This is a genomic window from Ensifer sp. EB106-03-01-XG145 (assembly GCF_058792075.1).
Window position 1 is genome coordinate 698608 of sequence record NZ_JBYTEC010000001.1, and the last position, 12626, is coordinate 711233.

Below are 12626 nucleotides of genomic sequence, written 5' to 3' on the forward strand. Positions count from 1 at the left end.
TCATGGCGCTTCTCGAAATCGAAAACCTGGTCGTCGAATTCCAGACGGCCGCCGGTCCCTTCCGCGCCGTCAACGGCGTCTCCATGAAGGTCCACGAACGCGAGGTTCTGGCGATCGTCGGCGAGAGCGGCTCGGGCAAGTCCGTGTCGATGCTGGCCGCCATGGGACTTCTGCCCTGGACGGCGAAGGTGACGGCCGACAAGCTCACCTTCAACGGCCGCGACCTCTTGGGCATGTCGGCGAACGAGCGACGCAAGATCATCGGCAAGGATATTGCCATGATCTTCCAGGAGCCGATCGCCAGCCTCAACCCGTGCTTCACCGTCGGCTTCCAGATCGAGGAAGTGCTGCGCATCCACATGGGTCTCGACAAGGCCGGCCGCCGCAAGCGCGCCATCGAACTGTTCGAGGCGGTCGGCATTCCCGATCCGGCCGAGCGGCTCGGTCACTTCCCGCATCAGATGTCGGGCGGCCAGTGCCAGCGTGTGATGATCGCGATCGCGATCGCCTGCAACCCGAAGCTTCTGATCGCCGACGAGCCGACCACCGCGCTCGACGTGACGATCCAGAAGCAGATCCTCGACCTGCTGATGAAGCTGCAGGCCGAGCACAAGATGGGCCTGATCATGATCACGCACAACATGGGCGTGGTCGCGGAGACCGCCGACCGGGTGGTCGTGCAGTACAAGGGCCGCAAGATGGAAGAGGCCGACGTGCTGACGCTCTTCGAAAATCCGAAGAGCAACTATACCCGCGCACTTCTGGCGGCTTTGCCGGACAACGCGACCGGCGATCGTCTGCCGACGATCTCCGAACTCTTCGTCGATGAAGGAGCGGCCCAATGAGCGTGATCCTTGAAGCGCGCAACCTGGTGCGCGACTACCATATCCCCGGCGGCCTTATAAAGAAGGCAAAGACCGTTCATGCCTTGAAGGGCGTGAGCTTCAGCGTCGAACAGGGCAAGACGCTGGCGATCGTCGGCGAGAGCGGCTGCGGCAAGTCCACGCTTGGCCGCATCCTCACTCTGATCGACCCGGCGACCTCGGGCGAGCTGTTGATCGAAGGCAAGAAGATCGACATCGCCAAGGGCGACATGACGCCGGAGATGCGCCGCAAGGTGCAGATCGTCTTCCAGAACCCTTACGGCTCGCTCAACCCGCGTCAGAAGATCGGCGACATCCTGATGGAGCCGCTGGTCATCAATACCGATACGCCCGCCGACGAGCGTCGCGATCGGGCGATGACGATGTTGAAGAAGGTCGGTCTCACCGACCTGCACTTCAACCGCTACCCGCACATGTTCTCCGGTGGCCAGCGCCAGCGTATCGCCATTGCGCGCGCGCTGATGCTGAACCCGAAGCTGCTGGTGCTCGACGAGCCGGTATCGGCGCTCGACCTTTCGGTTCAGGCACAGGTCTTGAACCTGCTCGCCGATCTGCAGGACGAGCTCAAGCTGACCTACGTCTTCATCAGCCATGACCTCTCGGTCGTGCGTTACATCGCCGACGACGTCATGGTGATGTATTTCGGCGAAGCCGTCGAATATGGCAGCCGTGACGAGGTCTTCGCCGATCCGAAACACAGCTATACCAGGACGCTGTTTGCCGCGACGCCGCGTGCGGACGTGGAGAGCATCAAGGCACGATTGGCGAAGAAGAAGCAGGCGGCCTGATCCATCACCGCTGATTTTCGCCGAGGAAACAAGAGAAGCCGGGCAGCCACTGCCCGGCTTCTTTGACATCAAGACACGATGGTGTAGAGGTGTCGCGCCGCCTTCACTTCTCGCCTCTGGGCGGCGGGCAGCCGCTTTTCGGCCGGACGACCGTTCGGCCCAACCTCAGGAACACGATCATGGAAATCAAGCGTTTCGAAACCGGCCCCCGTATGAGCCAGGCCGTGGTCTACAACAACACCGTTTACCTCGCCGGCCAGGTCGGTAACGCCGGTGACGATGTCGTGACGCAGACGAAGCAGGCGCTTGCCGAAGTCGACCGTCTTCTGGCGCTCGCCGGCACCGACAAGACCCGCATCCTCTCGGCCACCATCTGGCTTGCCGACATGGCCGATTTCCCGAAGATGAACTCCGTCTGGGATGCCTGGGCTCCGCAGGGCCATACCCCCGCGCGCGCTACCGGCGAAGCCAAGCTTGCGACCCCGGAATACCTCGTCGAGGTCATCGTCGTCGCTGCCGCCTAAGCCCTGCGGTACGGGCTTTTCCGCATCACGCTTTCAGCGCCGTCGGACCTCCTGTCCGGCGGCGTTTTTCGTGGCGCCGCTTGGGTCGCGCAGGGAACCAATTGGCGAGCCCGCACGTTATCGTCCGAACCAAGAATCTGGCCAAAAAACCGGGCCAACCTTTGGGAGGACTGTCTATGCTCTATTGGCTACCACGGGTCTGTGTCCTTCTTTTCGCGGGCGTCCTGATCGCTTTCGGTCTCATTCCGGACACCGCTGCGGGTGTCGCTAACACCTTGCTCGTCATCATTCTCGGCCTCGGTCTGCTCTCGCTGACCCTGCATATCTTTCCACCGGAACGTCATTGATCGAGCGCGATCCAGGCGGCGTGCCGCAATCTGAGGCGAAGCCTGCGGCTGGGCAGTTCGATGTCCTGCCCGCAAGACCGGACGGCAGTCGCGCGTCCGTGCATGAAGGACAGCGAGGCATGCCTGAGGGACAGCGAGGCGTGATCTTGGAAACCTTGCGGCGAGCCGGTGCTTCACACGAGTACAAGCGCGCAAGACGCATTGTCGAAGAGGAGGCGGCCGTTGCGACGGCGGCGCCGTCGACAGCGCCGCGGCGTGACGGTATCGATCTGATGGTTGCCTGGAGCATCGTCGGCCTCTTCGTCATTGCCGGGTCCGCTGCCATCTACACCATGGAGACGATCCTGCTGCCCATCACGCTCGCGATCGTTGTCGGTATCGTTCTCGGGCGCACGGCTGACGCACTGGCGCGCTATGGTTTGCCGCCGATCTTCGGCGGCCTGCTGCTGGCGATGATTTTCGTGATCGGTCTGTCCTTCCTCGTCAACGCATTGCTCGGCCCGCTGACGGCACTCGCCTCCGAAGCGCCGAAGCTTGCCGAGGGCGTCGTGGCGCGCATCATGCCCTTTGTCGACCGGTTTGAGTGGTTGCGGCTGGCGGTCGCGCGGAGCGTAGGGAACGATGCGATTGCCGATACCGTTATGAAGAACGCCGGCCCGATGCTCGCTGCCACCGTCGGGGGACTGACACCGGCCCTCGTACAGACTTTGATCTTTCTCGCAGCGCTCGGTTTGTTTCTGCTTGGCCGGCTGGAACTGCGCAAAGCCATCATTCTCGCCTTTGCCGGCCGCGAGCAGCGCCTCAGCGCCATCCGCATCATGAATGCCATTGAAGATGCACTGGCGCGGTACTTCTCCATCGCCAGCCTGATCTATCTGGCACTCGGAACTGTGACGATGGTCATCGCACTCGTCGGTGGCCTCGCCATGCCGCCGCTCTGGGGCCTGTTTGCTTTTGTCTCAAGCTTCATTCCCTATCTCGGCGTGACGGTGATGACGCTGAGCCTTGTCGTCGGCGGGCTGATGACGCACGAGGTGCTGTGGCTGGCGCTGGCGCCGGCCGTGGCTTTCTTCGTCGTTCACCTGGCCATGGAAAATCTCGCCATTCCGGCCATCCTCGGCAGTGAACTCGAGGTGAATCCGTTTCTGGTGTTCATTGCGATCGTCTTCTGGACCTGGATGTGGGGCGCGGTCGGCGCCATGCTGGCGCTGCCGCTTTCTCTCATCGTCCTTGCAATCGTCGAAGAAATCCGTGAGCAGCCGCCGGAACGGCAACTGCCTGGCTGAAGGGGAAAGATCAGCGCCGAGCCGAGCGGGCGTGCTCGTCGAAGAACAACGCCTGACTGATCAGAGCCTTCACCATGTCCGGATTGAACGGCTTGGTCACGAGGAAGGCCGGTTCCGGCCGCTTGCCAGTGAGCAGTCGCTCGGGGAAGGCGGTGATGAAGATCACCGGCACCGTCGCCTGAGTGAGGATTTCGTTGACGGCATCGATGCCCGAGCTGCCATCGGCGAGCTGGATGTCGGCGAGCACCATCCTCGGGGATGTCTTGCGATAGAGATCCAACGCCTCAGTATGGGTGCGGGCGATGCCCGTCACCCTGTGGCCGAGGCTTGTCACCATGTCTTCGATGTCGAGCGCGATCAGCGGCTCGTCCTCGATGATCAACACATCGGTTGCGACCTGGCGTGAGATGTCTTCCGAGGCAACCGTCAAGAGCTTCGAAAATTCGCCCTGGCTCAGACCCATGATCTCCGCCGCATCGGCGATCGAGAAGCCTTCGACCGAGACGAGCAGGAAGGCTTGGCGCGGCGCAGGCGCGATCAGCGACAGGTTCGCGGCCGCCTGTTGTTCCCAGGCAAAGGGCGAGGCGTTTTCCGTCAGATCGATCGAAATCTTCTCGAACTGCGAGCAGAATAGTTTGTAGAGGCTGATTCGATCGTTCGACGTATCCGGGAAGAGGCCGATGTCCTCGATGAGGGCTTCGAGAACGGCGGCCACATATCCGTCACCCGCGGCCTGCGAACCGGTGACGGCGCGGGCGTAGCGGCGCAGGAAGGGCAGGTGTGGCGCGATCCGGGTCGAAAGGGACATCAACGACTTCCTTAGGTGCAATACGATTCGTTTGTTTTCTGAGGATAGGGGACATCTGGCGGAATACGTGAATGGTTTTGAACACGTTTTTCGGCCTAGAGCAAATCCGGCACACTCGCCAGGCGGTCTTCTGTGCGGATGGGTGGAAAACAACGGGAAGGCCGCAAGCGGCGGTAGATTCAGAACATGGACGACGGGACCGAAAGACGGGAAGGGCAGGGCGGAGGACCGGGTGTGGCCGCGGAAAATTCGGATGCCCACGGGCTGATCGGCGCCAGATTGAAGGCGCTCTATCAAGCGCTGGAACAGGAGCCGGTTCCTGAGCTCTTCGTCGATCTGCTTGAAAAGCTGGAGAAAGCGGAAGCGGCGGCGGCTGAGCGCGGGCCTTGAGCCTAACCCGCCTTAACGGAAGAAACGGGCCAAGGCCCGTTTCTCCATTGTTCGTGCCGATCAGCAGGCGGCCTCATAGCGGCGGCCGTAGCGGTCGCGATAGATGCAGCGGCCCGGTTCGTTGGCATTCCCGATGAGTGCACCGGCAACGCCGCCGATCGCTGCGCCCACGGCAGCACCTCTGACATTGCCCGTTGCTGCGCCGCCGACAATGGCGCCACCGGTTGCGCCGATTGCCGCACCCTTTTCTGTTTGCGTGCAGGCGGCCAGCGGGAGAATGAGGCTTGCTACGATCAGTATCTTCTTCATGACGCGTTCCTATCCGGTTGCTCTGTTGAACATAGAATCGGTTACTTGAAATTGATTTGTCGGGACTGATGACGAACAGAATGACGACAATGAGGCATCTGTCGCACCCGGTGCCGCGTCATTGGCCAGCTTTGACTTGCTCGCAATGGGCGAGCTACGTGTGGTGTGTCCTTGCCTCCCAGCATCTCCTCCATCGCTCGGCCGCAGTCGCAGCACTTGTTATCGTTGCGAAAACGACGACTGCTGCGTTTTGTTCCATAGCCGCCGGTCCGGCATAGCATCTCTCGCCGGCAGCGACGGCTGCCGGAACGGCGTCCATGCGCATCTGAAGCGCGAGGCATGGGCGCGGCGAACGCGCTACGTGGGCAAAGGTTCCAACAAAAATTAGATCTCGTCCGGTGGAACAGGAGGGCAGTCGTCCCCGTTTGCCGTTCTCAAGTTTGACGTTGGGGAGCATGCCCATGGAACACATAGCTGCCATCATGGTCCTGGTCGGCTGCATGCAGGCCACGGACGCCTGCCGCGAGGTGCCGGCGCCGACCGAGGCGTTCGAAACCGTAGACGAATGCCGCGAACTGCTTTCGCCGGCGATCAAGGCGACCGCCGGGGCCTTCAAGCACGCCTATGGTGCCTGCGCCGAGGTTGACCCGGCTCTGCTTGTCGAGGACGCGACCATCGAATGGCACGTCACTCCTGCGGGCCGCTTGCAGGTCAAGGTGCAGGTCGATGATGGCAGTTACACGGTTGCCGCGCGCCACGACAGCCATGCGAAGACCCGCAACTGAGTTCACGGGCCGCGCGTGTGGCGGCCCATCAAACCGAAAGGCAAAGCAATGAATTGGGATATCGTCGAAGGCAAATGGCATGAACTGAAAGGCAAGGTGCAGGCGCAATGGGGCAAGCTCACCAACGACGATCTCGACGTCATCGATGGTCGTCGGCAGGAGCTTGCGGGGCGTATTCAGGCCCGCTACGGGGTCGCACGCGACGAGGCGGAGCGTCAGATCGACGAGTGGATGTCACGGCGCTAGGAAAAGGGTCGACACAAGCTCGGCAACCAGAGGCGCGTAAAGTTGCAAACAGAAGAAGACAGGCGATGACATAAGAAAAACCGCCCGGCCCTGGCCGCGGCGGCTTTTCAATTGTCTTGCGGAAGCTTGGTTATTTCTTCTGTGCCATCCGTTCGCGCCGGCGAAGTTCTTCGAGAAGATGTTCGAGTTTCGCACTCTGATCTTCGCTGCTATTGACGTAAAGATCGCGCATCGTCTTACCGATGTGAAGATTGCCAGCCTGGAGATCTTTTCTCTCCCGACCCGCTGCAACCGCCGTTTTCCAGATATGTGCTATCGGCATCTTCATTTCGACCCTGCATATTCCATGGAGGAGGAACGTCAGAGTATCTCGAATGTTCCGGGCATTTCCGGTACAAACCGTCTCGATTTGGGACTCTTTTGTCTATCATGGTAAATGAATGGTTAATGTCCGTGGGAATGAAGATTTTCTCAGAGCGCATTTCATAAGATATTTGGAACAAAGTGATAGTTGTGGCGTTTGCTTTGCAGTAATCCTGGCAAGGAGAATTGCTATGTTATACTATGCGCTTGTCTTCCTCGTTGTGGCAATCATAGCGGGTGTACTTGGTTTCGGTGGCGTTGCGGGTACCTCGGCGGGTATCGCGCAGGTCCTTTTCTTCCTCTTCCTCGTCTTCCTGGTGATTTCGCTGGTCGCGGGCCTGGTGCGTCGAGGCTGACGGAGCGGTCGCAAACGCAAGGTAGTTGGACATGGGCGGCGGCAACGTCGCCCTTCTTGCATCCGCAGGTCCGCTCCGTCGGCTCGCCTTGCTTGCCCTTGCAGGCCCGCTTGGCTATTGATGCCGATACCGCCGCTTTTGCCTTGAGGATACCGAAGATCATGAAATCGCTGGAACTGCTCGTCGAGCAGATCATCCTCTCCAGCCGCTCGCTGAAGAAGAAATGACGTTGGCGCCGTGGCTCGAGCAAAGCCGCGGCTTGTCTTGATCGGAAAACGGGGCAGCTGCAAATGAAGACTGACGTAGTGGTTCTCGGCGCCGGCATCGTCGGTATCTCCACCGCCATCCATCTGGCGCGGCGCGGCAAGTCGGTGGTGCTTCTCGACCGTCGCGGCGCCGGCGAGGAAACCTCCTACGGCAATGCGGGGCTGATCCAGCGCGAGGGTGTGTTTCCCTATGGCTTCCCGCATGATTTCGGCGCGCTCTTCCGTTACGCGCTGAACAACACGATCGACGCGTCCTATCATTTCCGGGCCTTGCCGGGGCTGGTGCCGTTCCTGGCGCGGTACTGGTGGCATTCGGGCTTTACCCAGCACCAACGCATCGCCCATCTCTATGCGCCGCTGATCGAGCATTCGATCAGCGAACACCAGGACCTGATCGCGGCGTCAGGCGCGGGCGAACTCATCCGTAAAGACGGCTGGATGAAGGTTTTCCGCACCGAGAAGCAGCGCGATTCGGCCTACAAGGAGGCGGAGAAGCTTTCGGCTGGCTTCGGCGTCAATCACCAGAAACTGTCTTCAAGCGAACTGAAGACGATCGAACCGTCCATCAAGGCTGATCTCGTCGGCGGTCTGCGCTGGAGCGATCCCTGGTCGATCCGCGACCCGCACAGTCTCAACAAGGCTTATCTCGCCTATTTCCAATCGCTGGGCGGGCGCCTCGTTTCCGGCGACGCAGCCACGACTGAACATATCCTCGAAGGTCCCGGTTGGCGCGTCGCGACACCGGAGGGCCCGCTCGAGACCCGCGAAGTCGTCGTGGCGCTCGGTCCTTGGGCCGACACGGTCACTCGCAAGCTCGGCTACCATATCCCGCTCGCGGTCAAGCGCGGCTACCACATGCACTATGGCATGCAGGAGGGCGCGCAGCTCAACAACTGGGTGCTTGATGCCGAGAAAGGCTATTTCCTGGCGCCGATGCTGCGCGGCATCCGTCTGACGACCGGCGCCGAATTCGCCTGGCGCGATGCGCCGAAGACGCCGGTACAATTGACCCGCGCCGAACGGGTGGCGCGCGAATTCTTCCCGCTTGCCGAACGCCGCGACGAAGAGCCGTGGATGGGCGCGCGCCCCTGCACGCCGGATATGATGCCTGTCATCGGCAAGGCGCCGCGCCACGAGGGCCTGTGGTTTGCCTTCGGCCATGCGCATCACGGCATGACGCTCGGGCCAGTCACCGGACGGGCACTGGCGGAAGCGATGACCGGAGAAAAGACGGTCATCGATATCGCGCCATACCGCCCGGAGCGTTTCCTCGTCTAAAGCAAGTCCAGGAAAAGTGCGAAGCGGTTTTCTCCCGGAATTGCACCATTTCAAGGAGAATAAGCCACGTGCGGGAGGCTGCCTGGCAATGTTTGAACAAGGCCGGAGTAATGCTTCCGGCCTTGTTTGCTTTTGACAAGCCGGTCTAGGCGTTGGTGCCGCCGTCGATGGTGAATTCGGCGCCGGTGACGCCGCGGCTATCGGGGCCCGCAAGCCAGGTGACGAGACCCGCCACGTCTGTGGCGTCGTTGAAGCGGGGAATGGCCATCAGCCCGCGCTGCGGACCGGCGTGCTCACCATCGGCGGGGTTCATGTCGGTATCGGTCGAACCGGGATGGACGATGTTGACGGTAATGCCCCTCGGCCCGAGGTCCCGCGCCACCGCCTTGGTAAAGCCGACGAGCGCGGATTTGCTCAGCACATAGAGGCTCATCCCCGGCCACGGAACGCGGGCGGCAAGGTTGCTGCCGATCGAGATGACGCGTCCGCCCTCGGGCATGTGCGCCGCTGCAGCACGCGTTGCAAGGAACACCGCCTTCACATTGACGTCGATCGTCCGGTCGAAATCCTCGGCAGTCACCTCCGTCACTGTTCCGGCATCGAACACGCCGGCATTGTTGACGAGGATGTCGATGCGGCCGTGCTTCTCGGCAACCGCGCCGACAGCAGCCTCGACCGCGCCCGGATCGCGGTTGTCCGCCAGAATCGCCAGCGCCCTGCCGCCGCCCTTGGTGATCTCCGCCACCAGTGCCTCAGCCTTTGCCTTGGACTGGCTGTAGGTCACCGCGACGGTTGCGCCTTCATCCGCCAGACGTTTTGCGATCGCCGCGCCGATGCCGCGACTGCCGCCCGTCACCAGAGCCACCTTGTTTTTTAAGCTCGTCACTGGTCTCTCCATATCTGTAGTGATCGATACATATATGGAGAGACGACTTGCCAGTCGCTGTCAAGCGATTTATGTATTGATCGATACAGAAAGGAGCCGTTCCGATGTCGAGCCGTGGCCGTCCACGCAATTTTTCCCGAGAGGAGGCGCTCGCGAGCGCCATGCGGCTCTTCTGGGACAAGGGCTACGACAACACGTCGCTAACCGATCTGACCCAGGCGATGGGGCTGAAACCGCCGAGCCTCTACGCCGCCTTCGGCAGCAAGGCACAGCTCTTCATCGAGGCCGTCGATCTCTATGGCCGGACGGACGGCGCCGGCATCTGGGATGAGCTGGAAACGGCCCCAACGGCCAAGGCGGCGGTCCATGACCTCTTGAGACGGACCGCTGACAATTTCACCCGCGGCGCGGAGCCGCGCGGCTGCATGGTCGTGCTTTCGGCGCCGCAGATGGCGGGCGGGGATGCGGAGGTCTGTGAGGCGTTGAAGGCGCGCCGGCTTGAGAAGCAGGTCGCACTGGAGCGGCGGCTTGAGCGCGGCGTTGCGGACGGCGATCTGCCTGAGGGCACGCCGTGCGCGGCAATCGCGGCCTATGTCGCCTCGCTCCAGCATGGAATGTCGATCGAAGCCCGCGACGGGGCAACACGGGAAACCTTGCTGGCGATCGCCGACTGCGCCGCCGCCGGCTGGGACGCCATGGTCGCGGCATCGATCAAGCCGAACTGAGCGGCCGAACTGAGCGCTTGTCTTAAAGCGTCAATGGCCGGAGGGAGAGCCCTCCAGCCAAGGCCGTCGGTCAGCCGTTACTGTGCCGGCTGGGTCATGCCGGGAGTTGTGCCCGGCGTCGAGTTCGGGGTCGAACCCTGCGTTTCGGGCGTCGGGGTGCCTTGCTGCGGCGTCGCTTCGGGCGCCGGCTGGGTCGTCGTTTCACCAGAGGGCGCCGTGCTGCTATCGGCCGGCGGAGTAACCCGATCCGTCGTGCCTGGTGTCGCGGTACCCGGTGCCGTCGTGTCCGGAGTTGCCTGACCCGTTGCCGGCTGGTCCGTAGTCGGCGGCGGTGCCGCGGTATCGGCGGTATCCCGGCTCAGTTCAGCCGGCAGCCAGGCGATCAGCGCCAACACCAGGCCGGCGAGCAGGATGATGACGATCGGCCAGTTGCTGCGCCCCGACCGGGCCGGAGGCACATCGCTCATCTGCGCTTGCGTCTGCGGCAGAGGCTGCCCTGTCACCGGATCGATCACCGGCTTTTCCTTGAACTCTTCGTGCTGGTTCATTGCGTTCATCCTTTTCTTGGCGTCCTCCTGGCCTCAGGCGACTGCTCCTGAACCTTCCTAGGCAGCCGTAGGCAGCGGATTTCGCGCCGTCGCGAAGCGACAAGGGCGCCCAGAGGGCGCGTGGCATAACCGTAAACGCGTGAAAATATGCAATGTTCCGGACGCTACAACCCAAGGGACGCTTGCGCGCTGCCGTCGGCTTTACATCTCCCTTCTCGGCTGCAAGAAATAGAGTGCGCACGGAGGATGGGCGGCATGACCGATACAGCGTTTGGCAAGGGCACTTTTGTCGGCCGCGTCTGGCGTCCCGATCTCGGCGGGCCGTCGCTTGTCACGATCCGCGACGGCGCTCTGTTCGACATCACCTCGAAGGCAACGCCGACGATGCGCGACCTGCTTGAGCTCCCGGATCCGGTTGCGCATGTGCGCTCCGTATCCGGCGAGCGGCTGGCCTCGCTTGACGCGTGTCTCGCGCGGAAAGCGGATGCATCGGCCCTCCATCTCATCGCCCCCTCGGACCTGCAAGCAGTGAAGGCCTGTGGCGTCACCTTTGCGCGCTCGATGATCGAGCGCGTCATCGAGGAGCGGGCGGCGGGCGATGCGTCCCGCGCCGAAGCAATCCGCAGCCGCGTCACCGCCGTCATCGGTGACAGCCTGCGCAACCTGAAACCCGGCTCGGCGGAAGCAGCCCGCGTCAAGGCAGCGCTCCAGGAGGAGGGCGTCTGGTCGCAATATCTTGAGGTGGGCATCGGCCCGGATGCCGAAGTTTTCACCAAGGCCCAGGTGCTCTCGGTGGTCGGCCCTGGTGCCGATGTCGGTCTGCACCCTGCCTCGCGCTGGAACAATCCGGAGCCGGAGATAGTGCTCGCGGTCTGCTCCAGCGGCCAGGTCAAGGGCGCAGCACTCGGCAACGACGTCAACCTGCGCGATATCGAGGGCCGCTCCGCGCTGCTTCTCGGCAAGGCCAAGGACAACAATGCCTCCTGCGCCGTCGGCCCCTTCATTCGCCTTTTCGACGAAACCTACACGATCGACGATGTCCGCAAGGCCGAGCTCACCCTGCTTGTCGAAGGGGAGGACGGCTACCGGCTCACCGGCCGAAGCTCGATGGCGGAGATCAGCCGCGATCCGCTCGATCTCGTCGCCCAGACCATCGGTCCGCACCACCAGTATCCCGATGGCGTCATGCTGTTCATGGGCACGCTCTTTGCCCCTGTCGAAGACCGCGACGAACCCGGCCAGGGTTTTACCCACAAGCTTGGCGACGTGGTGACGATTGCCAATGCCGAACTCGGCCGGCTGACCAACACCGTCAGGCTCTCGACGGAATGCGCGCCCTGGAGTTTCGGCGCGGCGGCGCTGATGCGCAACCTCGCGGGACGCGGCCTGCTTTAGCGCGATCGGCCGCTTCCTTTGCCCGACCTATTCCGGTCGCGGGCAGCTACGTCATTTTCCGCATGACCCAGAGCGCCCGGCCGGGGTGGGCGATGTCGGGCACGACTTGAAGCCGCGCATCGTCCTTCAGCCGTTCCGCCTCTGCGGCGTCGAGAAACAGGACCTGCCGATCGGTTTCGTTCGCGTTCGGCGTAATCCACCAGCGCCGATTCTCGCAACAAAGACCGGCTTCCGGATTTTCCTGGATATACTCGATCGCATATTCGGCGTCCGTCTTTCTGCCAGCATCGAACATGGGCCGTCCTCCGCCTGTGATCGCTTGCAAGTGGCCATTATGCGCCTGCTGCGGAGCTTTGGGCAGCCCGGACGTGTTCTCCCGCCAATCGCCTCTGCAGCATGCGCCGCACCAGTCCCCCGGCGCGTCAACATCGGCCTTTTCATC

18 protein-coding genes are annotated in these 12626 nt (G+C 62.3%); 12 read left to right on the forward strand and 6 right to left on the reverse strand.

Annotated elements, in window-relative coordinates; translation table 11 throughout:
* Positions 1-2 precede the first annotated feature (2 nt).
* The 5 genes from AC3WWH_RS03370 (at position 3) to AC3WWH_RS03390 (ending at position 3829) form a co-directional block, all read left to right on the forward strand.
* On the forward strand, positions 3-845 hold the full coding sequence (locus tag AC3WWH_RS03370; RefSeq protein WP_082615831.1) for an ABC transporter ATP-binding protein: 843 nt from the start codon (positions 3-5) through the stop codon (positions 843-845).
* Positions 842-1672, forward strand: coding sequence for an ABC transporter ATP-binding protein (locus AC3WWH_RS03375; RefSeq protein WP_057250951.1), 831 nt, complete (start codon positions 842-844; stop codon positions 1670-1672). Before AC3WWH_RS03370 ends, AC3WWH_RS03375 begins: the two co-directional genes overlap by 4 nt.
* A 179-nt stretch (positions 1673-1851) precedes the next feature.
* Positions 1852-2196 carry a RidA family protein gene (locus AC3WWH_RS03380; RefSeq protein WP_057250950.1) on the forward strand — a complete coding sequence of 115 codons (345 nt, stop codon included), beginning with the start codon at positions 1852-1854 and terminating at the stop codon, positions 2194-2196.
* 176 nt (positions 2197-2372) lie between these two features.
* The gene (locus AC3WWH_RS03385; RefSeq protein ID WP_093231984.1) at positions 2373-2543 is read left to right on the forward strand and encodes a hypothetical protein; all 171 of its coding nucleotides are present in this window, start codon (positions 2373-2375) and stop codon (positions 2541-2543) included.
* Positions 2544-2698: 155 nt separating this feature from the next.
* Positions 2699-3829, forward strand: coding sequence for an AI-2E family transporter (locus tag AC3WWH_RS03390; protein WP_373419808.1), 1131 nt, complete (start codon positions 2699-2701; stop codon positions 3827-3829).
* Positions 3830-3839: 10 nt separating this feature from the next.
* On the opposite strand, the gene AC3WWH_RS03395 is transcribed toward AC3WWH_RS03390, so the two are convergent.
* A complete protein-coding gene (locus AC3WWH_RS03395; RefSeq protein WP_058320468.1) occupies positions 3840-4637 on the reverse strand; it encodes a response regulator in 798 nt (265 codons plus the stop codon).
* Positions 4638-4871: 234 nt separating this feature from the next.
* On the opposite strand from AC3WWH_RS03395, the gene AC3WWH_RS03400 reads away from it, so the two are divergent.
* Positions 4872-5027 (forward strand): NepR family anti-sigma factor, encoded by a 156-nt coding sequence (locus AC3WWH_RS03400; protein ID WP_244495600.1) that lies wholly within the window; start codon positions 4872-4874, stop codon positions 5025-5027.
* Between the two features lie 60 nt (positions 5028-5087).
* On the opposite strand, the gene AC3WWH_RS03405 is transcribed toward AC3WWH_RS03400, so the two are convergent.
* The gene (locus AC3WWH_RS03405; RefSeq protein WP_034800856.1) at positions 5088-5336 is read right to left on the reverse strand and encodes a YMGG-like glycine zipper-containing protein; all 249 of its coding nucleotides are present in this window, start codon (positions 5334-5336) and stop codon (positions 5088-5090) included.
* 461 nt (positions 5337-5797) lie between these two features.
* On the opposite strand from AC3WWH_RS03405, the gene AC3WWH_RS03410 reads away from it, so the two are divergent.
* On the forward strand, positions 5798-6121 hold the full coding sequence (locus AC3WWH_RS03410) for a hypothetical protein (protein ID WP_057250943.1): 324 nt from the start codon (positions 5798-5800) through the stop codon (positions 6119-6121).
* A 48-nt stretch (positions 6122-6169) separates the two neighbouring features.
* Positions 6170-6367, forward strand: a complete 198-nt coding sequence (locus AC3WWH_RS03415; protein WP_057250941.1) for a CsbD family protein — start codon at positions 6170-6172, stop codon at positions 6365-6367.
* A gap of 130 nt (positions 6368-6497) precedes the next feature.
* Here AC3WWH_RS03415 and AC3WWH_RS03420 read toward each other — a convergent pair whose 3' ends face one another.
* Positions 6498-6695, reverse strand: coding sequence for a hypothetical protein (locus tag AC3WWH_RS03420; protein ID WP_057250939.1), 198 nt, complete (start codon positions 6693-6695; stop codon positions 6498-6500).
* 226 nt (positions 6696-6921) lie between these two features.
* On the opposite strand from AC3WWH_RS03420, the gene AC3WWH_RS03425 reads away from it, so the two are divergent.
* Positions 6922-7086, forward strand: a complete 165-nt coding sequence (locus tag AC3WWH_RS03425; RefSeq protein WP_065372751.1) for a DUF1328 domain-containing protein — start codon at positions 6922-6924, stop codon at positions 7084-7086.
* A 290-nt stretch (positions 7087-7376) separates the two neighbouring features.
* On the forward strand, positions 7377-8630 hold the full coding sequence (locus AC3WWH_RS03430; protein ID WP_058320466.1) for an NAD(P)/FAD-dependent oxidoreductase: 1254 nt from the start codon (positions 7377-7379) through the stop codon (positions 8628-8630).
* Between the two features lie 145 nt (positions 8631-8775).
* On the opposite strand, the gene AC3WWH_RS03435 is transcribed toward AC3WWH_RS03430, so the two are convergent.
* Positions 8776-9528, reverse strand: coding sequence for an SDR family NAD(P)-dependent oxidoreductase (locus AC3WWH_RS03435; protein ID WP_058320465.1), 753 nt, complete (start codon positions 9526-9528; stop codon positions 8776-8778).
* Between the two features lie 92 nt (positions 9529-9620).
* On the opposite strand from AC3WWH_RS03435, the gene AC3WWH_RS03440 reads away from it, so the two are divergent.
* Positions 9621-10241 carry a TetR/AcrR family transcriptional regulator gene (locus tag AC3WWH_RS03440; protein ID WP_058320464.1) on the forward strand — a complete coding sequence of 207 codons (621 nt, stop codon included), beginning with the start codon at positions 9621-9623 and terminating at the stop codon, positions 10239-10241.
* Between the two features lie 77 nt (positions 10242-10318).
* On the opposite strand, the gene AC3WWH_RS03445 is transcribed toward AC3WWH_RS03440, so the two are convergent.
* Complete coding sequence (locus tag AC3WWH_RS03445) at positions 10319-10789, reverse strand: hypothetical protein (protein WP_197417227.1); 471 nt, start codon at positions 10787-10789, stop codon at positions 10319-10321.
* A 255-nt stretch (positions 10790-11044) separates the two neighbouring features.
* Between AC3WWH_RS03445 and AC3WWH_RS03450 the strand changes: the two genes are divergently transcribed.
* Positions 11045-12184, forward strand: coding sequence for a fumarylacetoacetate hydrolase family protein (locus AC3WWH_RS03450; RefSeq protein WP_058320462.1), 1140 nt, complete (start codon positions 11045-11047; stop codon positions 12182-12184).
* 46 nt (positions 12185-12230) lie between these two features.
* On the opposite strand, the gene AC3WWH_RS03455 is transcribed toward AC3WWH_RS03450, so the two are convergent.
* A complete protein-coding gene (locus AC3WWH_RS03455; protein ID WP_058320461.1) occupies positions 12231-12479 on the reverse strand; it encodes a hypothetical protein in 249 nt (82 codons plus the stop codon).
* Positions 12480-12626: the final 147 nt, after the last annotated feature.